This is a genomic window from Devosia sp. Root685 (assembly GCF_001427875.1).
Classification (GTDB): Bacteria; Pseudomonadota; Alphaproteobacteria; order Rhizobiales; family Devosiaceae; genus Devosia.
On sequence record NZ_LMHK01000001.1, the window covers coordinates 1138095 to 1160785 of the forward strand.

Annotated in this window: 24 protein-coding genes and 2 tRNA genes; 17 read left to right on the top strand and 9 right to left on the bottom strand. The window is 61.4% G+C overall.

Annotated elements, in window-relative coordinates:
- Positions 1–186 precede the first annotated feature (186 nt).
- The 8 genes from urtA (at position 187) to ASD83_RS05500 (ending at position 7670) form a co-directional block, all read left to right on the top strand.
- Positions 187–1452 (top strand): urea ABC transporter substrate-binding protein, encoded by a 1266-nt coding sequence (gene urtA / locus ASD83_RS05465; protein ID WP_056308660.1) that lies wholly within the window; start codon positions 187–189, stop codon positions 1450–1452.
- A gap of 74 nt (positions 1453–1526) precedes the next feature.
- Positions 1527–2453 (top strand): urea ABC transporter permease subunit UrtB, encoded by a 927-nt coding sequence (gene urtB / locus ASD83_RS05470; protein WP_056308662.1) that lies wholly within the window; start codon positions 1527–1529, stop codon positions 2451–2453.
- A 14-nt stretch (positions 2454–2467) separates the two neighbouring features.
- Positions 2468–3613, top strand: a complete 1146-nt coding sequence (gene urtC / locus ASD83_RS05475; protein WP_056308664.1) for an urea ABC transporter permease subunit UrtC — start codon at positions 2468–2470, stop codon at positions 3611–3613.
- A gap of 9 nt (positions 3614–3622) precedes the next feature.
- The gene (gene urtD, locus ASD83_RS05480; protein WP_056308665.1) at positions 3623–4384 is read left to right on the top strand and encodes an urea ABC transporter ATP-binding protein UrtD; all 762 of its coding nucleotides are present in this window, start codon (positions 3623–3625) and stop codon (positions 4382–4384) included.
- 9 nt (positions 4385–4393) lie between these two features.
- Positions 4394–5083: an urea ABC transporter ATP-binding subunit UrtE gene (gene urtE, locus ASD83_RS05485; RefSeq protein ID WP_056308667.1), complete on the top strand. Its 690-nt coding sequence runs from the start codon at positions 4394–4396 to the stop codon at positions 5081–5083.
- A gap of 90 nt (positions 5084–5173) precedes the next feature.
- Positions 5174–6403, top strand: coding sequence for a formamidase (fmdA, locus tag ASD83_RS05490; protein WP_056308669.1), 1230 nt, complete (start codon positions 5174–5176; stop codon positions 6401–6403).
- An 11-nt stretch (positions 6404–6414) separates the two neighbouring features.
- The gene (locus ASD83_RS05495; RefSeq protein WP_056308671.1) at positions 6415–6747 is read left to right on the top strand and encodes an FmdB family zinc ribbon protein; all 333 of its coding nucleotides are present in this window, start codon (positions 6415–6417) and stop codon (positions 6745–6747) included.
- A gap of 137 nt (positions 6748–6884) precedes the next feature.
- The gene (locus ASD83_RS05500) at positions 6885–7670 is read left to right on the top strand and encodes an HAD hydrolase-like protein (protein WP_056308673.1); all 786 of its coding nucleotides are present in this window, start codon (positions 6885–6887) and stop codon (positions 7668–7670) included.
- A gap of 79 nt (positions 7671–7749) precedes the next feature.
- Here the strand turns inward: ASD83_RS05500 and ASD83_RS05505 are convergent, their stop codons facing one another.
- On the bottom strand, positions 7750–8241 hold the full coding sequence (locus tag ASD83_RS05505) for an ArsR/SmtB family transcription factor (RefSeq protein WP_056308676.1): 492 nt from the start codon (positions 8239–8241) through the stop codon (positions 7750–7752).
- A gap of 161 nt (positions 8242–8402) precedes the next feature.
- Between ASD83_RS05505 and trhA the strand changes: the two genes are divergently transcribed.
- The gene (gene trhA, locus ASD83_RS05510) at positions 8403–9092 is read left to right on the top strand and encodes a PAQR family membrane homeostasis protein TrhA (protein WP_056308678.1); all 690 of its coding nucleotides are present in this window, start codon (positions 8403–8405) and stop codon (positions 9090–9092) included.
- Between the two features lie 7 nt (positions 9093–9099).
- On the opposite strand, the gene ASD83_RS05515 is transcribed toward trhA, so the two are convergent.
- Both ASD83_RS05515 and ASD83_RS05520 read right to left on the bottom strand, forming a co-directional pair.
- Positions 9100–9558, bottom strand: coding sequence for a DUF192 domain-containing protein (locus ASD83_RS05515; protein ID WP_056308679.1), 459 nt, complete (start codon positions 9556–9558; stop codon positions 9100–9102).
- Positions 9559–9600: 42 nt separating this feature from the next.
- Positions 9601–10224, bottom strand: coding sequence for a cold-shock protein (locus ASD83_RS05520; RefSeq protein WP_082560969.1), 624 nt, complete (start codon positions 10222–10224; stop codon positions 9601–9603).
- A gap of 186 nt (positions 10225–10410) precedes the next feature.
- On the opposite strand from ASD83_RS05520, the gene ASD83_RS05525 reads away from it, so the two are divergent.
- The 7 genes from ASD83_RS05525 to ASD83_RS05550 all read left to right on the top strand — a co-directional run bounded on the left by ASD83_RS05525 (position 10411) and on the right by ASD83_RS05550 (position 14025).
- Positions 10411–10827: a VOC family protein gene (locus ASD83_RS05525; RefSeq protein ID WP_056308681.1), complete on the top strand. Its 417-nt coding sequence runs from the start codon at positions 10411–10413 to the stop codon at positions 10825–10827.
- Between the two features lie 285 nt (positions 10828–11112).
- Entirely contained in the window at positions 11113–11589 is a 477-nt protein-coding gene (locus tag ASD83_RS05530) for a YcbK family protein (protein WP_056308683.1), read from the top strand.
- 91 nt (positions 11590–11680) lie between these two features.
- Positions 11681–11755 (top strand) — tRNA-Glu (locus ASD83_RS05535).
- A 58-nt stretch (positions 11756–11813) separates the two neighbouring features.
- A tRNA-Glu gene (locus ASD83_RS05540) sits at positions 11814–11888 on the top strand.
- Between the two features lie 282 nt (positions 11889–12170).
- A complete protein-coding gene (locus ASD83_RS05545; RefSeq protein WP_210168344.1) occupies positions 12171–13160 on the top strand; it encodes a hypothetical protein in 990 nt (329 codons plus the stop codon).
- Positions 13161–13519: 359 nt separating this feature from the next.
- A complete protein-coding gene (locus ASD83_RS20890; protein ID WP_156385762.1) occupies positions 13520–13696 on the top strand; it encodes a hypothetical protein in 177 nt (58 codons plus the stop codon).
- 29 nt (positions 13697–13725) lie between these two features.
- Positions 13726–14025, top strand: a complete 300-nt coding sequence (locus ASD83_RS05550; protein WP_056308688.1) for a hypothetical protein — start codon at positions 13726–13728, stop codon at positions 14023–14025.
- A gap of 123 nt (positions 14026–14148) precedes the next feature.
- Here the strand turns inward: ASD83_RS05550 and ASD83_RS05555 are convergent, their stop codons facing one another.
- The gene (locus ASD83_RS05555) at positions 14149–15135 is read right to left on the bottom strand and encodes a GlxA family transcriptional regulator (RefSeq protein ID WP_056308691.1); all 987 of its coding nucleotides are present in this window, start codon (positions 15133–15135) and stop codon (positions 14149–14151) included.
- Positions 15132–15695 (bottom strand): cysteine hydrolase family protein, encoded by a 564-nt coding sequence (locus ASD83_RS05560; protein ID WP_056308694.1) that lies wholly within the window; start codon positions 15693–15695, stop codon positions 15132–15134. The genes ASD83_RS05555 and ASD83_RS05560 overlap by 4 nt, the downstream gene beginning before the upstream one ends.
- Positions 15696–15870: 175 nt before the next feature.
- Here ASD83_RS05560 and ASD83_RS05565 point away from each other — a divergent pair, with 175 nt between their 5' ends.
- Complete coding sequence (locus ASD83_RS05565; RefSeq protein ID WP_056308696.1) at positions 15871–16512, top strand: alpha/beta family hydrolase; 642 nt, start codon at positions 15871–15873, stop codon at positions 16510–16512.
- Positions 16513–16680: 168 nt separating this feature from the next.
- Here the strand turns inward: ASD83_RS05565 and ASD83_RS05570 are convergent, their stop codons facing one another.
- The 4 genes from ASD83_RS05570 to ASD83_RS05585 all read right to left on the bottom strand — a co-directional run bounded on the left by ASD83_RS05570 (position 16681) and on the right by ASD83_RS05585 (position 22572).
- Complete coding sequence (locus ASD83_RS05570; RefSeq protein ID WP_082560970.1) at positions 16681–17916, bottom strand: SAM-dependent methyltransferase; 1236 nt, start codon at positions 17914–17916, stop codon at positions 16681–16683.
- 380 nt (positions 17917–18296) lie between these two features.
- Complete coding sequence (gene recJ / locus ASD83_RS05575) at positions 18297–20087, bottom strand: single-stranded-DNA-specific exonuclease RecJ (RefSeq protein ID WP_056308699.1); 1791 nt, start codon at positions 20085–20087, stop codon at positions 18297–18299.
- A 126-nt stretch (positions 20088–20213) separates the two neighbouring features.
- Positions 20214–21200, bottom strand: coding sequence for a class II fructose-bisphosphatase (gene glpX / locus ASD83_RS05580; protein ID WP_056308700.1), 987 nt, complete (start codon positions 21198–21200; stop codon positions 20214–20216).
- Positions 21201–21231: 31 nt separating this feature from the next.
- Positions 21232–22572: a homoserine dehydrogenase gene (locus ASD83_RS05585; RefSeq protein ID WP_056309905.1), complete on the bottom strand. Its 1341-nt coding sequence runs from the start codon at positions 22570–22572 to the stop codon at positions 21232–21234.
- Positions 22573–22691: the final 119 nt, after the last annotated feature.

A 22691-nucleotide genomic window follows, 5' to 3' on the forward strand; every position in this document is an offset into this window, starting at 1 on the left:
AGCGCAGACCGAGGCGGCGCTTGCCCCACCGCTACCGTTAGCCTCCCCACACTAGGCAGTAAAATCCCGGATCGGAATACGTTAAATGCCCCGTTGAGAAGCATAAGTTCAAAATGCCCAATCCTTGATCAGTTGCAGGCGAATTGCTGCGCCTCAGCCAAGGCAACCAAGGACAGGGCTCACCACATGACTGACGCACCGGCCAACGGCCCCTACACACTCAACCGCCGCAAGCTGCTTGCGGCCATGGCAACCATCCCGGCGCTGGGCATGCTCGGCGGCAGCCGCGCCTTTGCGCAGGACACATCCACGGCCGCCGTCAATACGACCGGCCTTGCCGTGACCGATACCGACGTGACCGTGGGCATTCTCCACTCGGTCACCGGCACGATGGCCATTTCCGAGACGGGCTCGGTGCAGGCAGAAATCCTCGCCATCGAGCAGATCAACGCCGCCGGCGGCGTGCTCGGCCGGCAGATCAAGTACATTCAGGAAGACGGCGCCTCGGACTGGCCGACCTTTGCGGAAAAGGCCAAGAAGCTGCTCGTTCAGGACAAGGTCGCCTCGGTCATGGGCTGCTGGACCTCGGCCTCCCGCAAGGCGGTGCTGCCGGTCTTCGAGCAATATAATGGCATGCTCTACTACCCGACCTTTTACGAAGGTCTCGAGGAGAGCCCCAACGTTATCTATACCGGCCAGGAAGCGACCCAGCAGATTCTCGCCGGCATTGACTGGGTGGTCGATACCAAGGGCGCCAAGAGCTTCTACCTGCTTGGCTCGGACTATATCTGGCCGCGCACCTCCAACAAGATTGCCCGCAAGCATATCGAGATGAAGGGCCTCAAGGTTGTCGGCGAGGAATATTACCCGCTCGAACACACCCAGTTCAATTCGGTCATCAACAAGATCAAATTGACCAAGCCCGACGTGATCTACGCCATTGTGGTCGGCGGCTCCAACGTCGCCTTCTACAAGCAGCTCAAGGCCGCCGGTATCGACCTGACCAAGGAAGCCCCGCTGCTGTTGACGATCTCGGTCACCGAGGACGAAATCCTCGGCATCGGCGGCGAAAACATGGTCGGCGCCTATGCCGCGATGAAGTATTTCCAGTCGATCGAGAACGACAACAACAAGGCCTTCGTCGACGCCTTCAAGGCGCGCTGGGGCGACGGCATCGTTATCGGCGACGTGACCCAGGCAGCCTATCTCGGGCCTTGGCTCTGGAAGGCTGCGGTCGAAAAGGCCGGCAGCTTCGACGTGGACAAGGTGCGCGAAGCCTCGCCCGGCATCGAACTCGCCACGGCGCCGGAAGGCTACGTCAAGGTGCACGACAACCATCACCTCTGGAGCAAGCTGCGCATCGGGCATGCCCGCCTCGATGGCCAATATGACGTGGTTTACGAAACCGCGGACCTGATGGAGCCCGATCCGTTCCCGGAAGGCTACCAATAATCTGACGGCCTCACGACTGAACGGCGGCTCCCCTATGGAGCCGCCCCCATCACTCATCCCGATGCGAGGCTCCGATGATCGGTGACTATACCTACGATCAGTTCTTTTCGATCCTGGCGATGCAGGGCTTTGCCGGGCTGGTCCTGTTTTCCGTTTTCGTGCTCATGGCCCTGGGCCTCGCCATCATCTTCGGCCAGATGGGCGTCATCAACATGGCGCATGGCGAGTTCATGATCCTGGGCGCCTATGTGACCTGGGGCACCGGCCTCTTCGTCACCAATTTCGCGCCGGCGCTATTCCCCATCTACTTCTTTGTCGCCATGGCCCTGGCCTTCTGCGCCAGTTTCACCCTCGGGGTGTTCGTCGAATGGGCGATGATCCGGCATCTCTACAAAAGGCCGCTCGATACGCTGCTTGCCACCTGGGGCCTCAGCCTGATCCTGCAGCAGACCTATCGCTCGGTCTTCGGCGCCCGTGAAGTGGGCGTCACCCTGCCCGACTGGATGATGGGTTCGCTGCCGCTCACCGATATCATCGAAGTGCCGATCAATGGCCTCTTCGTCATGGCACTGACGACGCTCATCGCCATTGCGGTCGCGCTGCTGATGTACAAATCGCGCTGGGGCAAACAGGTACGCGCCGTAACGCAGAACCGCATCATGGCCGGGGCCGTGGGCATCAATACCAAGATGGTCGATCGCATGACGTTCGGCCTTGGTTGCGGCATCGCCGGGGTAGCCGGCTCCGCTTTCACCATGATCGGCTCGACCGGTCCCACGGCCGGCCAGCTCTATATCGTAGATACCTTCCTCGTCGTCGTCTTCGGCGGCGCCGGCAGTCTTATCGGCACCATCGCCTCGGCCTTCGCCATCAGCCAGGCGCAATCGACCATGGAATTCTTCCTCTCCGGGTCCATGGCCAAGGTCCTCACCCTGCTCACCGTGGTCGGCATTCTGATGCTGCGGCCACAGGGCCTGTTCACCCTCAAAATCCGCCGCTGAAAGGAGGCAGTTCCATGTCTTCCACCACCTCCGCTGCACCCCGGACCTTCTTCGGCAAGGATGCAATCGCCTTCATCGTGCTGGCGGCCCTCATCCTCGTCGTTTTTCCCGTGGCGCTCGATATCTTCCGCCTCAATCTCGTCGGCAAATATCTCACCTATGCCTTCGTCGCCGTGGGCCTCGTGCTCTGCTGGGGCTTTGGCGGCATTCTGAGCCTCGGCCAGGGCATCTTTTTCGGCCTCGGCGGCTACTGCATGGCGATGTTCCTCAAGCTTGAGGCTTCCTCGCCGGAAAACACCGCGATCCAGTCGACGCCGGGCATTCCCGACTTCATGGACTGGAACCAGGTGACCGAGCTGCCCTGGTGGTGGGTGCCGTTCAACTCGTTTCCGCTGGCGCTGATCGCCATTTTGCTCGTGCCGACGGCCTTTGCCTATGTGATCGGCGCGGCGATGTTCAAACGGCGGGTGGGCGGGGTCTACTTCGCCATCATCACCCAGGCCGTGGCCGCCATCCTGACCATCCTGATCGTCGGGCAGCAGGGCTATACCGGCGGCATCAACGGCATGACGGACCTGCGCACGCTGCTCGGCTGGGATATCCGCACCGACAGCGCCAAGCTGATCCTTTATTTCGTCAATGCGGTGCTGCTGCTCGGCGTCATCCTCATCGCGCTCTTCGTCAAGAGTTCCAAATTCGGACGCCTCCTCATCGCCATGCGCGACAAGGAAGACCGCGTGCGCTTTTCCGGTTACGACGTCGCCAATTTCAAGATCTTCGTTTTCTGCCTCGCCGCGGCCTTCTCGGCCATCGGCGGCGCCATGTTCGCGCTGCAGGTGGGGTTCATGTCGCCCTCGTTCGTGGGCATCGTGCCCTCGATCGAAATGGTGATTTTCTGCGCCGTCGGCGGGCGCCTGTCGATCTTCGGCGCCGTCTATGGCGCGCTGCTGGTCAACTACGCCAAGACCACCTTTTCCGAGAGCTTTCCCGAACTCTGGCTCTTTGCCATGGGCGGCCTGTTCATCGCCGTGGTCATGGCATTCCCCAATGGCCTTGCCGGCATCTGGAAGAGCCATGTGGAGCCCTTGCTGCCGCGCTTGATGAAACGCCTGCGCCCGCCTGCCATCGTCAGCGCCCCCACCAAAGCCCCAGCGGAATAGGAGCCCTCCATGACCTTCGATACCGAAACGGCACCCAAGGATTTCCTCCTCGCAGTGGAAGGGCTCACGGTCTCTTTCGACGGCTTCAAGGCGGTCAACGACCTCTCCTTCTATGTCGATGAAAACGAAATCCGCGTGATCATCGGCCCCAATGGCGCGGGCAAGACCACGGTGCTCGACCTCATCTGCGGCCGCACCAGGGCCACATCGGGCTCCATCCGCTTTCGCGGCAAGGAATTGACGACGATGAAGGAGCACCAGATCGTCCATGCCGGGGTGGGCCGCAAATTCCAGAACCCGTCGATCTACGAGGACCTGACGGTCTTCGAAAACCTCGAACTCTCGTTTCCGCGTGGCAAGACTGTGTGGGGCTCCCTCGCCTTTCGGCGCGACCGGGAGGTCATCGACCGGGTCGAAGAAATCGCCGAGATGATCTTTCTCAAAGATCATCTCGACACCGAGGCGGCCATTCTCAGCCACGGCCAGAAGCAATGGCTCGAGATCGGCATGCTGCTGATCCAGAAGCCGGACCTGTTGATGCTGGACGAGCCTGTGGCGGGGATGAGCGTCGCCGAGCGCGTCAAGACCGCGGAACTGCTCAACACCATCATCAAGCAGCATTCGGTGATCGTCATCGAGCACGACATGAAATTCGTCGAGGACATCGCCCACCGGGTCACCGTCCTCCACCAGGGCAAGGTCTTGTCCGAAGGCTCGATGGACCATGTCCAGCACGACCCCAAGGTCGTCGAAGTCTATCTCGGACACTAGGAGGCAAGCATGCTCGCAATCGACAATCTGCGCGTTTCCTACGGCCAGAGCGAAGTTATCCATGGGGTGTCGCTCGAGGTGGCGCCCGGCGAAATCGTCGCCATCATGGGCCGCAACGGCATGGGCAAGACGACCTTGATGAAATCGCTCATGGGTATCGTTCCCTCCCGCAGCGGCACTATTCGCGTGGACGGCACCGAGGTGGAGCACGCCGAAAGCTTCAGCCGGGTGAAATCGGGCCTCTCCTATGTGCCGCAGGGCCGGATGATCTTTTCGACCATGACGGTCAAGGAAAACATCGAGACCGGCCTTACGGTCACCGGGGAAAGCCAGGTGCCCGCCGATCTCTACGATCTCTTTCCCGTGCTGCTCGAAATGAAGGGACGCCGCGGCGGCAACCTTTCCGGTGGCCAGCAACAGCAGCTCGCCATTGCCCGGGCGCTTGCGTCGCGCCCCAAAGTGCTGCTGCTCGATGAGCCGACCGAGGGCATTCAGCCCTCGATCATCAAGGAAATGGCGCGCACGCTGCGCCGCATTCGCGACGAGAAGGGCCTCTCCATCGTCGTTTCCGAACAGGTGCTGAGTTTTGCCCTCGATATCGCCGACCGCGTGCTGGTCATCGAGAACGGCGAATTCGTGCACGAAAGCCCGCGCGCGGGCATCGACGGGGCGAAAGTCTCGTCCTTCCTCTCCGTCTGATTTTTCTCTTGTCGCTCTTCCGCACCGCAAACCGCGATCATTTTTGCTGGAAGGGCCTTCGTTTCCAAACCCCAATGAGGACAAAAAGCCATGACCGACACGCTGATCAAGGTCGATCTCAACGAGAGCCCCTATACCAATGAAAAGATCCACAACCGCTGGCATCCGGACATTCCCATGGCCTGCTGGGTCGAGCCGGGCGACGACTTCAAGGTCGAGACCTATGACTGGACCGGCGGGCAGATCAAGAATGACGACGACGCCGCCGACGTGCGCGACGTCGATCTCAAGCAGGTGCATTTCCTGTCCGGCCCGATCGGGGTGAAGGGGGCGCAGCCGGGCGATCTGCTGGTTGTCGATATCCTCGATATCGGCGCCTTCGAAAATTCGCTCTGGGGTTTTAACGGCTTTTTCTCGGTCAATAATGGCGGCGGCTTTCTCGACAAGCATTTCCCCTCCGCGCAGAAATCCATCTGGGATTTCAAGGGCATGTTCACCCAGTCACGGCATGTGCCGGGCGTGAAATATGCCGGCCTCATTCACCCCGGGCTGATCGGCTGCCTGCCCGACCACAAGATGCTCGACATGTGGAATACGCGCGAAAAGAAGCTTTTCGACACCGATCCGGAACGCGTGCCCGCCCTGGCCGCCCTGCCCGACACCTATGCCGCCCATATGGGGGCGCTCAAGGGCGACGCCCGCGAGGCGGCGGCGGCCAGCGGGGCCCGCACCGTGCCGCCGCGCGAACATGGCGGCAATTGCGATATCAAGGATCTCTCGCGCGGCTCGAAGGTGTATTTTCCGGTCTATATCGATGGCGCCGGTCTCTCGATGGGCGATCTCCATTTCAGCCAGGGCGATGGCGAGATCACCTTCTGCGGCGCCATCGAAATGGCGGGCTGGCTGCACATCAAGGTCAGCCTGATCAAGGACGGCATGGCCAAATATGGCATCAAGAACCCGATCTTCCGGCCCTCTCCGATCGCGCCGAAATATGACGATTACCTCATCTTCGAAGGCATTTCCGTCGATGAAAGCGGCACCCAGCACTATCTCGACGTGACGACCGCCTATCGCCAGGCTTGCCTCAACGCCATCGAATACCTGAAGAAATTCGGCTATTCGGGCGCCCAGGCCTATTCGATCCTGGGCACGGCGCCGGTGCAGGGCCATGTCTCGGGCGTCGTCGACATTCCCAATGCCTGCGCCACGCTCTGGCTGCCGACGGATATCTTCGAATTCGACATCATGCCGGGGTCCGATGGACCAAAGAAGCACCTCGATGGGTCCATCGACATGCCTCTTGCCCTCGATCTCTGAAAGGTCACGCCATGGCGATCTACGATTATCAATGCGCCGATTGCGGTCCATTTACCGCAATGCGTCCGATGGCCATGGCGGCGGAGCCCTGCGCCTGCCCCGACTGTGGAGAGCCCGCTCAGCGGGCTTTCTTCAGCGTGCCGTTCATCGCCGGCATGGACCCGGCCAAACGCACCGCGCACGCCACCAATGAAAAGACCCGGCACGAACCCAAGCGCGGGGGATCGGCACATGGGCCGGGATGTTCCTGTTGCAGCGGCGGCAAAAAGGGCCGCTCGACGCTGGTGCGCCCGGACGGTTCGAAGAGTTTCCCCAGCGCCCGACCCTGGATGATCAGCCACTGAAAAGCGTCGCGCGCCTTTGCCGTTCAGCCCGAAATCAAAGCCTCATTGGGCAGGGAAACCTCCCGCAAATGCGGGAGGGTTTCGCCTTGCCGGGGCCGTTGAGCACAGGCAATTGACCACCTAAATGGCTGTCGGGGTTGTGCGCTTGGTTAAAATACGGCAAATTTGGGGACACTTCGGGGGATGCAACGCTGGATCCAAATCTGACGGCACCGACCATCGTACTGTTCGATCTCGATGGAACACTGGTTCATCACGTCAATCCGCGCGTCCTGCAGACGCTGGAATTTCTTGACGATTGCTCGCACCGGGCGGCGCGACTTGTGGCCCGTTTCCGGCTGATGCGCCGGCAATGTGTGGCCGCGCCGCACAAGACACCGAAGCTGCTAGTGCACCGCGCCATTCACCGCGTGCGCCGCAAATCGGTCGAGGAAATGCTGCTGCCCTGCGAGACGCTGCGCTCCGTGCTGGAACGGCTGCGCGCCAATGGCGTGATTCTGGCGGTGGTCAGTAACGGGCTCGGTCGCGGCTATGGCCACGATGTGCTGGAAGCGTTCGATCTCAAGAAGTATTTTTCCGCCTGCGTGTTTCGCGAGGATGTCGGCCGCGGCAAGCCCTGGCCGGATTCGATTCTGGCAGCCCTCGGTGGGCTCAGGCGCGATGTGCGGGCGCGCGACGTCATCTGGTATATTGGCGACCAGCGCAAGGATATCGACGCGGCCATGGCCGCTGCGGCGAGCCTTGCGCGACCCATCGTGCCCGTTGCCCTCGGCCCGCGCGCGGCTCTGAGGGCCGTCGATGGGGATTGCCCGAACCTGCAAATCGCCTGGTCGGCAAATGAGCTGGAGCGGGTGACGGCGGATATTTTCGGGGAACATGAAGAGGCACGCGTGCGCGCGCCCTATCCGGTTGTGTCGGCCTGAACATCCGGGCACGCCCTCGTGGTTCGAGGCTACGCTGCGCTTCGCACCTCACCATGAGGACTACTTGGAATTAAGAGCACTAGAAATCGAAACCCATTTGGCTTGTTGAGGGCGTCTGTGGGATTGGCGCGGAGTCCTGGACGGGCTTATCGGCGCTGACGGTGGGCTTTTGCTTGGGGGTGCGAGGGCGCTTGGGGGCCGCTGGCGCGGCGGGGAGAACTGCATCGGCTGGGGCGGGCAAGGACGCAACGACTGCTACTGGCGCTTCCTCGACGACCTCTTCGGCACTGGCGTCGGCCGAGCGGATGGCTTCGAGCCAGGTTCGGGCGGCATCGAGCCTGGCGGGACGGAAGGCGTAGACGTTTTCGCGGCCCTTTTTCACTTCGGCAACGAGGCCAGCGGATTTGAGCACGCGCAAATGCCGCGAGATGGCGGGGCGGCTGATGGAGAAGGCTTCCGTCAGGACGTGGACCGGGGTGGGGGCCACCTTCAGGATCTCCAGAATCCGGCACCTGGTGGTGTCGGCGAGGGCCGAATAGAGGGCAATCGGGGGTTTGGACTTTCTGCTCATGACATGACGCCTACGTAACAGAGGCGTTACAGGTCAAGCGAGCGCACCCTTTCTTCACCAGAAACGTTGTTGTCCCGTTGAGGATGACATCGGAATGCCTCTTATCGGCAATAGATTGGTCACGTCCTTCGCCGCAGTCTGGCCGCCAAGGAGGAGTTGTCATGAGTTACGCAACGGGTCCGAAATCCTATTCCTGGTGGAGCCGGGAGCAGCGCCCTTTCACGACGGCCGAACTTATTGTCGATGCCGCGGTGCATATTCTGGGGCTCATTGTCGCCATTGCCGCGGGGTCGGTGCTGCTGGCGCTGACCGGCATGCACACGGCGCCCGAGGCTTTTCCCGCCCTGATCGTTTATGTCGCGACGCTGGTGGCGGTGTTGGGCATATCGCTCGCTTACAATATGTGGCCGGTTTCGCCCATCAAGCGGCACCTGGCGCGGTTTGACCAGGCAGCTATTTTCCTTTTTATCGCAGGGACTTATACGCCATTCCTCGCCGTAATCGGCGGCACGCAGGCGGGCTCAATCATGATGAGCCTCGTCTGGGGCGCGTCGCTGATCGGGGTGGCGCTGAAACTGATCGTGCCGCAGCGCTTTGGGCGGCTGGCGATTGCGCTCTACCTCGCCATCGGCTGGAGCGGCATTGTCGTGTTTCAGGCGCTGGCGCAGGAATTGCCGGGTTCGACGCTGTGGCTGCTGCTTGCGGGTGGCGTGACCTATTCGGCCGGGATTATTTTCCACCTGTGGGAAAAGCTCAAGTTTCAGAATGCTTTATGGCATGTCTTTGTGGTGGCGGGCGCGAGCCTGCACCTTTGGGCGGTGCTTGACTGTATGGTCATTCACCGGCTCTGACGGCGCGTTATTTTGGTTTCTTGATGCGGGGGTGGGTGACGGTGTCGCCCGCCTCGATGCCGAGTTCGACGCTGCGGCCACCGGGAATTTCCAGCACGAACTGCACGGGGCCATCGGAGGGGATGCCGGTCGGGTCGTGGGGCCTTGCATTGACGTGGATATTCTTCACGACCCCTTTGCCGGTGATGAACACCATATCGAGCGGTATGAAGGTGTTGCGCATCCAGAACGAGACGTCGCGGTCGCCCAGGAAATCGAACAGCATGCCGGCGTCGGGGGCCAGTTCCTGGCGGTACATCAGGCCCTGGGCCCGGCTTTCCGGGGTATCGACGAGCTCGATATTGAAGGTGTGATCGCCGGTGGCGCTGTGGATGGTCAGCTTGGATTCGTCGCTGCAGGCGGCGAGCGGCAGGCTCACGGCAATCATGGTTGCCGCGACAGCAAGTGCCCGGAATTGGTGCAACATTGGGTATGCCCCTGTTAGCAGACTGTTACCACCGAGCACCGCTTAATGCGAAGACGGTGCATCACCCCAACCGTCGGGCCGAATTTCGGCGACCATAAGGCCCTTCGGACCATTGCCGTAGCGCACGAGCACAAATTGGCCGGGGCGCAGCTCGGTGATGCCGAAACGGCGCAGCGTTTCCATATGCACGAAAATATCGGGCGTGCCCTCGCCGGCGGAGAGGAAGCCGAAGCCGCGAATCCGATTGAACCACTTCACCTCGAGCCGGACCATGCCCGAACTGGGCTCGACCACGACATGGGTGCGGGGAGCAGGCATTTGTGCCGGATGGCGGGCGGTCGATTCGTCCATGGAGACGATGCGGAAGGCTTGTAGGCCACCGGGGCGATTGAGCGCTTCGACGACGATACGCGCGCCTTCATAGGCGGTCTGATAGCCGTCGCGGCGGAGGCAGGTGACGTGCAGGAGGATATCGGCCATGCCATTGTCCGGCACGATGAAACCGAAACCCTTGCCGGCATCGAACCATTTGATCGAGCCGGTGACCTCGATGGTGTCAACAGCGGCTCCGTCCTGTCGCGCGGACAGGTTTTCGCGCTCACCGTCTTCGGTGTCGTGAGACGGATTCGTGGGATTTCCACTATCGCCGTTAATATTGGCCCCCATGCCGCAACGCCCTTTTGCAACTCCCGTGACCACGGGTACTCGACAATACAAACGCACTCTGTCCGATTCAGTCTCAAAAGTTAAGAAGGTGTTGAGAAATAGTTGTATGAGGCGGGCCCGGTTATCGTTGCGGCCAGCCTCCGGGCTTGTTAGGCCACTTCGGAAACGTGCGAACGGAGGCAAAAAATGAAATATCTGCACACGATGGTGCGCGTCACCGATGTCGAGGCGAGCCTCAAATTCTACCGTGACGGCCTCGGCCTCGAGGAAGTGCGCCGCACCGAAAATGAGAAGGGCCGCTTTACCCTGATCTTTCTGCGCGCGCCGGGCGACGAGGGCGGCGAAGTGGAGCTGACCTATAACTGGGACCCCGAAACCTATACGGGCGGCCGGAATTTCGGCCATCTCGCCTATCGCGTGAAGGATATTTACGCGCTGTGCCAGCATCTGCAGGACATGGGCGTCGTCATCAACCGGCCGCCGCGCGACGGGCACATGGCCTTTGTGCGCTCGCCCGACGGGATTTCGGTTGAATTGATTCAAGATGGCACCCTGCCCCCGCAGGAACCTTGGGCTTCGATGGGCAATACGGGCAGCTGGTAGATTTTGGGGGCTGCTCCTAACCCACGGCGTCATTCCCGCGAAAGCGGGAATCTCTCCGCGCGTCAAAACAGAGATTCCCGCTTTCGCGGGAATGACGCCGTGTTTTTGAGGTGCCACGGCAGTTGAGGTGGAAGTGCAGCATCCCCTCCCCTCTGCAGCAATAACGAATCGCTAACCGTGCTGCTTAGCTTGCGGTTAGCGAAACCCTTCTAATTTTAGCGACTGAACCGTTCGGCCCATTGTGTGTGGCACTTCTGCCACAGAGGGCAAATCGGGAAAGTTGCCATGCCCCATTTTCTTCGCTCAATCCTTGCTATCGGCACCGTCGTCACCGCACTGGCGGCCTGCGTGCCCATGGCCATGTTCGCCAATGGTAGCGGCGCCGGCTATTCCGGCCTCAAGGCCGATTGGGGGACCTATGTCTCCTCCAGCACGGTCAATGCGTTCTGCCTGTCGCCAAAACTGCGCTTGCTGATCTGGGAATTCGAGGGACATTTCGGCAAGAAGGTGGTGATGCAGTCGGGCTATCGCGACAACTATCACAACTCCGCTGCCGGGGGCGCCGACAACTCCTACCACACCAAATGCATGGCCGCGGATTTCTACATTCCGGGGGTCGACAAGAGCCGGCTGATCCAGTTCGCAATGCGCACGTCAGCCGTCGGCGGGCTCGGCTGCTACCCCGGCCGCAACTTCATTCACGTCGATGTTCGCGACCGTCCGCGCGGCTACAATCGTCCCGTCACGTTCTCAGGCTGTTGATAACTTTCGGCTTTTTGAAAAAAGTGCGAAAACTCCAACGAGGGGGTTGCGCATGCGAAAAGCTCCCTCTATACGACACCCAGCGTTGAGCGCGCCCTTCGTCTATCGGTTAGGACGGCACCCTTTCACGGTGCAGAGAGGGGTTCGATTCCCCTAGGGCGTACCACGCTTCTCCCACTTATTGTCGGGAAAGCGGGTTGGCTCAGGCGCTCAACAAAGCTTAGGCGCCCTTCGTCTATCGGTTAGGACGGGACCCTCTCACGGTCCAAAGAGGGGTTCGATTCCCCTAGGGCGTACCAGCCAGTTTTAAGATTTTCCATCATTGAGAATGCGATCATCGCCTGTTGGTGAGATGTTTGAGCCGAATGGCCGCCGTTTGGCAAACGCCAGCATGGTCCGAGCGACCGGAAGGCGCGTTGTCGATTGGTTGCTAGCGACGCAGTTGCGGTCATTGGGTCTGGCGGTAGTTGCCATCCAAAAGCCTGTCACAGGCCATACCGCCCACACCATTGCCTTTCGCTATATCCAAGGCACCGCCGCCAACTCTTGAGACTATTGCAGCGGAAGTCCGATACCTGCCATTGTCGAATGCTTTATTTGCGTTGGACATTGAAGTGGCTGGACCTAGTCGATCTAAAAATCATCATTGGTGGCCGGTAGGTCTTCAAAGCTATTGGTCTGACAGGAATGGCGATGTTTCGTGGATTGACCCTGATGGAAGCGTTGGCAAGAAGAAAAGTGCGAATCGTCAGATCGGCTATAAAATTCATGGCCATACAATGCTTCGCGGAGGTGTCTGGGAGACCAATTTCGAAAGCGATTTTGATATCGACGACCAAGTCCACGACATTATCGCATACCTTAGGCAATTAAGTCCGCTCGGTCACACTCTCTCAGAGTTCATGGCACTACTGCGACTGGGTTTGAAAAAAGACAGAAAGCTCGCCGATCTCTGCAAAATCCACCACATTAGCGATCAGCGCAGCCGCGACCTCCTTCTTCTACTTTACTCGCTTTTGATCCGAAGCCCATCCAACCGGTTCAAGAATGCTTCTTTCCCATCCCACTTTGGCCTGCCCATGAGCGACGATGTGGGAAAGGCGAATATGCGTCAAAGCTACTTGCTAGCCAAAGGGGCTTGCCAGAGTGGGGTCCTGACAAATCGGTTCTTCGTTGTGCTGCATTCCGACTGGAAGAATTTCATCTGCGGAGACGGCTATCTCGATTGGTTGTCCGGCAGCCTGCCGTCAGTGCGTGGGCGCGCACTAATACCGTTGACGCCAAACCTGTGCATCTATGTTTGCACGCCGAGGGTAATGCGAAAAGACCGGAACTGCGCGTCTCTTCGAGCAGCACCTTGGATGGTCGATCAGATCAATGAAATTGTTCAGATTTACTCGAAGGACAAACTATTCTTTCGGGGGCGCAGGCCACAACTTACGAACGAATTCACTAAGCGCCAATTTCTGGAGCACAGCGATTACTCGGTCGATCTCCTCGACATGTTCGACGAAATTGCTGAGCCGAAATCCAAGTGGTCATGGAATCGCTTTGGGAGCATTACCCAGTAAGCGTGGAACCACACTGCAGTGGACGGACACGATCGTCCAATTCTGCCCGGTTTTTCGATATCAGTCGGCTATCAATGCTTTGTCGTCCATAACCGGACTGCCCCCTGCCACCCCATTGCATCCGCTCGACCAATCAGCGTCCGTATTGGAAAGTGGTCATTGCCTCCGTCGGGCTGCCGGCCAATCTTGCGCCGCTTCAGCAATACCGACAGCCTTCAGGTCTTCGACAGCGGTTGCGACAGGTGGAAGCGCTCGTGAGGATCGATGAACTGCTGCCTGTAGTCAGGTGTGCCCGAGGTCAGCTCCCACATTGCGCCGTCGCTGTTTTGTGCTAGGGCAAGGCCAAACAGGAGCCACATATGTCGAACGACAAACGTCACGATGAACAGGTGCGCCTTGCTGGCTGGACCGCTGGCGCATCGGAGAAGGACAAGAATACCAATCCGCATCGCGGCAAGAAGAATGAAGACGAGGCCAATTGGGATGAAGCCTGGGAGAAGGGCTTTGCCGGCGAGGACTATACCGTCTGGTCGTGATAGGGTCGATTTTCATTTAGGAGGGCGCTTTGGCACTTTTTGCCGTGAGCTTCATGCTCGAAGACGGAAGCGACTATAATGATCGCTATGCCGCGTTGACCAAAGCGATCGAGAACGCCGCCGACGGGGACGTCTGGTCGGAAACGTCGTCGTTTTATCTCGTCAACTCGACGCGGAATTCGGTTGGTCTGAAAGACGAGATTACGGCGGCGGTCGAGATGCAGGACGGAGACGTGTTGCTGGTGATCAACCTTAGCAAGACCAAGGGCCACGCGACCAGCGGGGTTGCGAAGAAGGCGCTGTTCAAGAAGTTGATCGATCAGCGCTGAAGCTTTTTGTGGGAGGTGCTGAAACATCGGGGCACGCCCTCGTGGTTCGAGGCTTCACTCCGTTCCGCACCTCACCATAAGGGCTACTTGGGGTAGCCCGTTTCAACCAAATTGCGAAAAAATCTAGAAGCGGCGGGCGGCGCTGGGCGGGGTTTGGCTGATGCGGCTCCAGGCGCGGCGGAGCTGGCGGCTGGAATTGAAGCCGGCGCGCTCGGCGACGCGCTCGATATCGAGGCGGGTTTCGGTCAGCAATTGCTGGGCCAGGGCAAGGCGGAGCTTGTTGAGATAATCGGGGATGCTCATGCCGGTGTGGTCGTTGAACAGGCGACTGAGGTGGCGCGGGCTGGCAATGGCGATGGGCGCGAGGATTTCGAGCGACCAATCGCGGGTTGGATCGGCGGTGATTGCATCCTGCACGCGATGGATGGCGGGGTGAATGTGGTTTCGACCTTCGAGCCAGGGCGATAGCTGCGGATCGGTGCCGGCGCGGCGGAGATAGACAACGAGCTGGCGGGCGACGGCGGCGGAGGTCGCGGGATTGGTGAGGCGGCCGATGATGTGCAGCATCAAATCGATGCCGGCGGTGATCCCGGCGCTGGTATAACGGTTGCCATCTTCGACATAGAGGCGGTTTTCCAGCACTTTCGCTGATGGGGCTACAGCGGCCAGTTCGCCGCAATCGGAGAAATGGGTGGTGCAGTTGACGCCATCGAGCAGACCGGCTTTTGCCGCAAGAAGCGCCCCGGAGCAGATGGAGACCAAGAGGGTTTCGGGCTCGACGACGCGGCGGAGCCAGGCGACGGCTTCTTCGGAGCCGGCATCGAGCGGGTCCGTAGGGTGGCCGGCATGCATCGGCTCTTCGGTGTGGCCGGAGAGGATGATCATGGCGCCCTGCTCTATCGTTTCGGGCAGCGGCTCGATGCCGGAAACGCGGAGGCCGATGGAGGTGGTGACCTCCGGGAGGGCGCCGATATAGCGCACGTCGAACTGCACCTGTTTTTGCAGGCGATTGGCGTAGCGCAGGGCTTCAAGCGGGCCGGCGACGTCGAGCAGCAGCGTCCGCGCCGGCAGGACGACATAGGTCGGGATGCGGCGCGGAACGGGTGTCATGCGGCGGCGGCTTTGGGGGCGCCGGCGAGCGCTTCGGCGATGGTGCAGACCCTGGCGAAGCGGCCGTCGAGCACGGCGGCGGTGCGGACCTTCAGCTCTTCAACGGACCAGGTTTTGCCGGTGGCGTCGGTCAGCGGCATGGTGTGGGTGGCTTCGGTGACATAATCGACCTGCCAGCCGAGGTCGGAGCCGTGGCGCGTGGTGGTTTCGCAGCATTGCTCGGTGCGGATGCCGGAAATGACGAGGCGGCGGATGCCGTTTTCGACGAGGAAAACTTCGAGCGGCGAGCCGACGAAGGCGGAATGGCGCTGCTTGATGAATTCGAGGTCGGGGTTTTCGAGGGTGAGATCGCTGATCGGCGTGACGAAGCCGGAGGCGAGGGAAAAGATGCCCTCGGGCTCGCCATGGAGGACACGGACGATTTTCCAGCCTGCTGCCCGGGCGCCGTCTATAAGAGCCTGCTGGTTCCTGAGGTAGGTGGGGCTGTCGACCTCGTGCCAATTGGCGCGCTGGCGAAAGCTTTCCTGGGCATCGATGACGAGAAGAGCGGTGTCGGTCATTTTTGGACACTCCAATATGCGGGATATGACGCGATCTTAGGCTCTGCGTCGAGGTTTTCGAGGCATGGGCGCGACGAGGAGCGGACAGAAAAGGACATAAGTGCCCTATCATCTCAGGATGGGCCCCGGCCTTCGCCGGGGTGACAATCGGGAGCGGGGATGGTTGAGTGCTCGGATGACAACCAATTTCCTTTTCGATGGTCCCGAGGACGCGCGCTTCACCTTGTTGTTGGCGCACGGGGCCGGGGCGCCGATGGATTCGGCTTCGATGACGGCGGCGGCGAAGGCGCTGGCCGATCAGGGGATCCGGGTGGCGCGGTTTGAGTTTGGCTATATGACCGCACGGCGGACGGGGGATGGGCGCAAGCCGCCGCCGAAAGCCGAGAAGGTGATGCCGGAATTTGTTGCGGCCGTGGACGATCTGGGGCCGACCGACGGGCCGCTGTTCATTGGCGGCAAATCCATGGGTGGGCGGGTGGCCAGCATGGTGGCCGACGAATTGTTCGCGGCGGGAAGGATCGCCGGACTGGTTTGCCTCGGCTATCCGTTTCATCCGCCGGGCAAGCCCGAGCAATTGCGCACCGCGCATCTTGAGGGGCTGAAGGCCCCTGCCCTGATCTGTCAGGGAACGCGGGACGAATTTGGCACGCGCGAGGAGGTTTCGGGTTATGCGCTGTCACCGGCGATCGCGCTTTTGTGGCTTGAGGACGGGGATCATGATCTGAAACCGCGCAAGACGGTTTCGGGGTTTTCGGCGGCAGACCATTTGCGGACGATGGCGGACGCCACGCGGCGCTGGATGGAGGAAGCCGGCTAGCTGCCCGAAATCAGGCGCGTGAAAAAAAGCGGGTGTATTGGAACCGATGCAGGAGCGGTGCGTTGTGTCTCTATCGGAAAGCGATTGAAAATATCGACAACCGATAAACGGCCCCGAAGGTGAAAGCCTCCGGGGCTTTTTAGTGTTCAGGCGACCGCTTTTCGACGGTCAGGCCGGCTTGCGGTATTGGTAAATGCCGACGTCGATGGAGCCTTCGGTAAAGCCGGCTTCGCAATAGCTCAGATAATAGACCCATTTGCGCTTGAAGGTTTCATCGTAACCGAGCGGAGCGATGACCGGCCAGCGTTCGAGGAAGCGCTCGCGCCAGAGTTTTAGCGTCTTGGCGTAGGACAGGCGGAAGGTTTCGACGTTTTCGAGGACGAGGCCGTATTTTTCGCCGAATTCGCGCATCACGGTCTTGGTCAGCAACATGCCGCCGGGGAAAATGTAGCGCTGGATAAAATCGGGGCCGCTGCGATAACCGTCGAAATCCGCTTCGTTGATGGTGATGGCCTGAATGGCGGCGGTGCCGCCGGGCTTCAGGCGATCGTGCACGGCCTGGAAGTAGCTCGGCCAGTTGTCTTCGCCCACGGCCTCGATCATTTCGATGGAGCCGATGTGGTCGAACTGGCCCTCGGTGTGGCGATAGTCTTCGAAAACGAGCGTTGCGAAGGTGTCGAGGCCTTGGCGGGCCAGACGCTCCTGGCCGTATTTGAGCTGCTCGGCGGAGAGGGTGATGCCGCGGAGATTGGCTTGATAATCGCGCGCCACGGTTTCGGCAAAGCCGCCCCAGCCGCAGCCGATTTCGAGCACGGAGGAGCCGGGCGTGACGCCGGCCATATCGGCAACGCGGCGATATTTTGCCACCTGCGCCTGTTCGAGGCTTTGATCGCCGGAGGTGAAAAGCGCCGATGAATAGGTCATCGAGGGGTCGAGCCACTGGCCGTAGAAATCATTGCCGAGGTCGTAGTGCTCGGCGATGTTTTTCTTGGAGCCTTCGAGCGTGTTGCGGCGCGACATGTGGTAGTGCAGGTCCGTCGCGGCGCGGCGGAAGAAGCCTTTGCCGGCGCTCTCGAACATGTCGCGGTTTTGCAGGAAGAAGCGGAACAGCGCGGTGAGGTCATCGACCTCGATATCGCCATTCATATAGGCGGCGGCAAAGCCAACCGTGCCGCGGCGCATGGCCTCGGTGATGACGTTGAAATTATTGATCCGCAGGACCGCGTGTTCGCCCGTCTTGGTATTGCCGATGGTCCGCGTGCGGCCATTGGGCAGGATGACGGTTACGGCTCCGAATCTGGGGTGCCCGACCAGGGCAAAGCCGATTTTCTCGACGAGAAAGGAGGCAAAACGCGTCCAGAGCGTTACGCCGGTCTCGGTGTGGTCTACAGCTGTTTTACTCATTGCGCCGCTACATCCAACCTTCGCGAAGCGGGCCGGAGCGAGCAAGGCAAGATGCACAGCTCCGACCGCTGGGACGTCCCCTTGAGCCGAAGCAGTAGTGCTTCCCAGTGGATGCCCATCAATAGTTTAACGGGCATTAAGGGATATGCAAGCAGCAGTTTGATGGGCGTCGCTGAAGCGGCGGCAACAGGATTTGCGGCCGAAAAGAGCTGATGAAAGCGGCTGAAACGATGATTCCGGGAAACAGGCCAAGCGATTGAAAAGCCTTGGTTCCCCATGTTGCCGAAAGCATTGGATGAAGCACGCACGTCACTATCCCTCGCGTAGTCTCAAACAGACTACGAGGCGAGTAACGCATTGGATCAGATAGAGTTTCCGCGCTAACGCGGAATCCGGGCGATATCTGTCAGGCGGAACTGGACCTGCTCGCGGCCCTGATAATGATCGAGCGAGAGACTGCCGGCAAAGTGGAGCGGGTGATCGGCATCGCGCAGCAGGATATCGCCGAGGGGCGTGCTGGCGGCGCGGAAGGCGATGGCCTTGAGCTTGGCGCCGTCGTCGGACGCGAGGGTGAAGCTGACATGGCCGCCCTTGCCGACCACCTGGGCAAAGCGCGCCTTGTGAGCGGGAAAAGCAAAAACGGGGCCGGGATTGCCCGAGCCGAAGGGGCCGGCGCGCTCGATATTGTGGAGGAGATCCACGGTGGCGCCGCGGGCGGTGAGCGCGGCGTCGATCTTGAGGGCGGAGGCGGCGCGGGCCGTGGTGACGCTGCCGCTTAGCCGGTCGGAGATGAAGGAGCGGAAGGGGCCGAGATCGCCGGGGCGCAGGGTGACGCCGGCTGCCATGGCGTGGCCGCCGCCTTTGGGGATCAAGCCTGCCTCGACCGCGGCGATGACGGCGCTGCCGAGATCGACGCCGGGCATGGAGCGGCCGGAACCGGTGCCGGTGCCATCGGGATTGAGGGCAATGGCGAAGGCGGGGCGATCGAAGCGCTCCTTGAGGCGGGCGGCGACGAGGCCGACGACGCCGGGGTGCCAATTGGCGGAAGCGAGGACGAGGATGGGCGGTCCCTCGCCTGCTCCGATTTCGGCCGCGGCGACGGAGGTCGCTTCCTCGACGGCTTCCACTTCGATGCGCTGGCGCTCGGTGTTCAGCTCGTCGAGCTTTGCCGCGATGACGAGGGCCTGGTGCTCGTCATCGAGCGCCAGAAGCTGGGTGCCGAGGGCGGCGTTGCCGATGCGGCCACCGGCATTGATGCGCGGGCCGATGAGAAAGCCGAGGTGATAGGGATTGAGCGGGCCGCTGACGCGCGCGGCAAGGGCCAGGGCGGCCATGCCCTGATTATCGCCGCGGCGGGCAACTTCGAGGCCGCGGAGGACGAAGGCACGGTTGAGGCCGACAAGGGGCACGACATCGCAGACGGTGCCGAGGGCGACGATATCGAGGAATTTCAGCAGATCCGGCAGGCCGGTATCGCCGCGCTGACGCAGGGTGCGGTTGGTGGCGACCAGCACCATGAAGGTGACGCCGGCGGCGCAGAGATAGCCGAGGCCCGAAATGTCGTCGGGGCGGTTTGGATTGACCAGCGCCGTGGCGGGCGGCAGGTCGTGATCGGAAAGGTGATGGTCGATGACGAGGACATCGGCGCCGCGGGATCGGGCATGGGCGATGGGCGCGTCACTGGTGGTGCCGCAATCGAGCGTGATGATGAGCGAGGCGCCGGCATCGATCAGCTTGTCCATGGCGGCGATATTGGGGCCATAGCCTTCGAAGATGCGGTCGGGGATATGCACCTGTGGCGTCAGGCCGAAATGGGCGAGATAGCGCACCATCAGGGCGCAGGAGCTGGCGCCATCGACGTCGTAGTCACCGAAGAGAGCAATGGACTCATTGTCGGCGATGGCACGGGCGAGCCGGTCGGAGAGATCATCCATGGCCGTCAGCGTCGATGGATCGGGCATCAGATTGCGGATGGTGGGCTCGAGATAGGCCTGGGCGCCGTCAATATCGACGCCCCTGCCCGCGAGAATCCGCGCCAGAATGTCGGAAATGCCGGCGCGCTGGGCGATGGCGGTGGCCATGCGGGCGCCTGATGTGTCGAGCCTATCGACCCAGGCGCGGCCGAGGACCGACTGGGTGACATCAAGGAAGTTGCGGCGCGTTTCCAGCATGGGCTGGTGTTAGGCGATTTGGCGGAGGGGGGGAAGGGGTAGTTGCAGGCAGCGGCGACACGACCTCGTGGTTCGAGGCTGCGCTACGCTTCGCACCTCACCATGAGGTCTCAGATGGATCGCCTTTCAGCGCGCATGCCTTGCCTTGATCCAGCGGGTGGTCTGGCTCCAGGAGCGCATGACGACGGTGGAGGTTTCGACCCATTGGCGGCGGAGTTTTACGCCTTCGATGAGGGAGCCGTCGGTGATGCCGGTGGCCGAGAAGAGGACGTCGCCGGAGGCGAGGTCGCCCACATTGTAGATGCGGTTGGGGTCGGTGATGCCCATTTCGCGGGCGCGGGTGCGCTTGTCGGGGGTGTCGAGGATGAGCTTGCCCTGCATCTGGCCACCGATGCAGCGGAGGGCAGCGGCGGCGAGGACGCCTTCCGGAGCGCCGCCGGAGCCGAGATAGATATCGACGCCGGTATCTTCGGTGTTCACCGCGTGGATAACGCCGGCAATGTCGCCATCGCTCAAAAGTTTTACCGAGACGCCGGCCATGCGGAGTTCTTCGAGAAGGCCCGCGTGGCGCGGGCGATCGAGGACGATGGCGGTGATTTCGGAGACGGGCACGCCCTTGGCCTTGGCCAGAGCCTTGACGTTTTCGGTGGCGGACCACTCGATATTGACGGTCTCGGCGGGGTATTCGGCGCCGATGGCGATCTTGTGCATGTAGACGTTGCGGGCAACGTTGAGGAGGCCACCGCGTTCGGCCATGGCGAGGACGACGAGGGAATCGGGCTGGTTCTTGGCGCAGAGGGTGACGCCTTCGAGGGGATCGACGGCGATATCGACCTCGGGCCCCTCACCGATGCCGGCGGGCTGGCCGACATAGAGATCGTCGCACTCGAATTCTTCGCCCTCGCCAATGACGATGCGGCCGGCGATGGAAACGCGGTCGAGTTCGGCCCGCATGGCTTTTACGGAGGCCTCGTCGGCGGCTTTTTCATCGCCCTTGCCGCGCCATTCGGCGGCGGCGATGGCGGCGCGCTCGGTGACGCGCACCATTTCGAGGGTCAGCGAGCGATGGAGGTGCGCCGGCGATTTGCCGTCATCGGCCTTGCTGAGCTTCATTTTTTCTCCCGGTGCCCGACACCGGAGGGTGTCAGAGCGTCTCGATGCGAATGAGTTGCGGTTCGCCGACTATGAAGCCGTCCGCAGCGATTTGCGCAAGCGCTTCGCGCACGGATGATTCCAAAGTCTGTTGGGTAATCATCACGACGGTGCGCGTGGACGAGCCATCTGATGCCATTGCCTTGGCAGCAAGATCGGAACGCTGAATGACCGAATCGATGGAAATCGACTTTTCGCCCATGCGCGTGGTGATGGCGGCGAGCGCGCCGGGTACGTCCTTGGCGGCGAGGCGGAGATAGAAACCGCCCTCATGGGCGCGGGCGGGCGCCTCGCGATAGGGCAGCAATTCGTCGCTCGGCACGCCGAGCGGGGGTACGCGGGTGCCGCGGGCGATGTCGAGAATGTCGGAAAGGACCGAGGACGCGGTGGGCGGGCCACCGGCGCCGGGGCCGGCGAGGAGAAGCTCGTGCACGTGGTCGGTTTCGAGCGCAACCGCGTTCATGACGCCATCGACGCCGGCTATGGCCGAGCCTTTGGGCACGAAGGTGGGGTGCACGCGCTGCTCGATGCCGTTTTCGGTGCGCTCGGCAATGCCGAGAAGCTTGATCTTATAGCCGAGGTCGGCGGCGACCTGGATATCGTGCTGGGTGATGCGCGAAATGCCTTCGATGCGCATCTTGTCGGGCGCGATCTCATAGCCGAAGCAGAGCGTGGCGAGGATCGAGAGTTTGTGGGCGGTATCAAAACCCTCGACGTCGAAGGTCGGGTCGGCTTCGGCATAGCCGAGCGCCTGCGCATCCTTGAGGCAATCGCCAAAGGAGATGCCTTCATTGCCCATGCGGGTCAGGATGTAATTGCAGGTGCCGTTCATGATGCCAAAGACCTTGGCGATGCGGGCGGAGCCAAGACCTTCGCGCAGGGTCTTGATGACGGGAATGCCGCCGGCAACGGCGGCTTCGAAGCCCAATTGGGCGCCGGATTCCTCGGCGAGTTTGGCGAGCAGCACGCCGTGTTTGGCGAGGAGCGCCTTGTTGGCGGTGACGACGGGGCGGCCCTTTTCGAGGGCGGCTTTGACCGCGGCGAAGGCCGGACCATCTTCGCCGCCGATGAGTTCGACGAAGAGATCGATGCTGTCGGATTTGGCGAGGGCGACCGGATCGTCGAACCACTCGAGGCCGGAAATATCAATGCCGCGGTCGCGGGAACGCGAGCGCGCGGCAACGGCGGTGACCTGCAATTGGCGACCAAGTTTTTTGTTCAGCTCGGCGCCGTCTTTTTGCAGGATGCGCACGAGGGTGGCGCCGACATTGCCGAGGCCGGCAACGCCGATGCGGAGCGGGGTTTGCGTTTCCGTTTCGCCGAATTCGGCCATGGCTTTGAGGATGCGCGCGCGCGTTTCGCTGCGCGGCTCGCGGCCATCGCGCAGGTCGAACACGAAGAGCGGATCGCCCGCCACGATGCGGCCGAAACGGGTGGGAGTCCAACCGCGGG

Bases quoted from the DNA above. Each gene is read 5' to 3' on its own strand.
- ASD83_RS05565 (WP_056308696.1), top strand. From the start codon at position 15,871: ATGACAACCAATTTCCTTTTCGATGGTCCCGAGGACGCGCGCTTCACC.
- ASD83_RS05515 (WP_056308679.1), bottom strand. From the start codon at position 9,558: ATGTTGCACCAATTCCGGGCACTTGCTGTCGCGGCAACCATGATTGCC.
- urtD (WP_056308665.1), top strand. From the start codon at position 3,623: ATGACCTTCGATACCGAAACGGCACCCAAGGATTTCCTCCTCGCAGTG.
- urtA (WP_056308660.1), top strand. From the start codon at position 187: ATGACTGACGCACCGGCCAACGGCCCCTACACACTCAACCGCCGCAAG.
- ASD83_RS20890 (WP_156385762.1), top strand. From the start codon at position 13,520: ATGTCGAACGACAAACGTCACGATGAACAGGTGCGCCTTGCTGGCTGG.
- fmdA (WP_056308669.1), top strand. From the start codon at position 5,174: ATGACCGACACGCTGATCAAGGTCGATCTCAACGAGAGCCCCTATACC.
- trhA (WP_056308678.1), top strand. From the start codon at position 8,403: ATGAGTTACGCAACGGGTCCGAAATCCTATTCCTGGTGGAGCCGGGAG.
- ASD83_RS05570 (WP_082560970.1), bottom strand. From the start codon at position 17,916: ATGAGTAAAACAGCTGTAGACCACACCGAGACCGGCGTAACGCTCTGG.
- ASD83_RS05585 (WP_056309905.1), bottom strand. From the start codon at position 22,572: ATGGCCGAATTCGGCGAAACGGAAACGCAAACCCCGCTCCGCATCGGC.
- ASD83_RS05525 (WP_056308681.1), top strand. From the start codon at position 10,411: ATGAAATATCTGCACACGATGGTGCGCGTCACCGATGTCGAGGCGAGC.
- urtC (WP_056308664.1), top strand. From the start codon at position 2,468: ATGTCTTCCACCACCTCCGCTGCACCCCGGACCTTCTTCGGCAAGGAT.
- urtB (WP_056308662.1), top strand. From the start codon at position 1,527: ATGATCGGTGACTATACCTACGATCAGTTCTTTTCGATCCTGGCGATG.
- recJ (WP_056308699.1), bottom strand. From the start codon at position 20,087: ATGCTGGAAACGCGCCGCAACTTCCTTGATGTCACCCAGTCGGTCCTC.
- ASD83_RS05555 (WP_056308691.1), bottom strand. From the start codon at position 15,135: ATGACACCCGTTCCGCGCCGCATCCCGACCTATGTCGTCCTGCCGGCG.
- glpX (WP_056308700.1), bottom strand. From the start codon at position 21,200: ATGAAGCTCAGCAAGGCCGATGACGGCAAATCGCCGGCGCACCTCCAT.
- ASD83_RS05560 (WP_056308694.1), bottom strand. From the start codon at position 15,695: ATGACCGACACCGCTCTTCTCGTCATCGATGCCCAGGAAAGCTTTCGC.
- ASD83_RS05505 (WP_056308676.1), bottom strand. From the start codon at position 8,241: ATGAGCAGAAAGTCCAAACCCCCGATTGCCCTCTATTCGGCCCTCGCC.
- ASD83_RS05520 (WP_082560969.1), bottom strand. From the start codon at position 10,224: ATGGGGGCCAATATTAACGGCGATAGTGGAAATCCCACGAATCCGTCT.
- ASD83_RS05530 (WP_056308683.1), top strand. From the start codon at position 11,113: ATGCCCCATTTTCTTCGCTCAATCCTTGCTATCGGCACCGTCGTCACC.
- ASD83_RS05495 (WP_056308671.1), top strand. From the start codon at position 6,415: ATGGCGATCTACGATTATCAATGCGCCGATTGCGGTCCATTTACCGCA.
- urtE (WP_056308667.1), top strand. From the start codon at position 4,394: ATGCTCGCAATCGACAATCTGCGCGTTTCCTACGGCCAGAGCGAAGTT.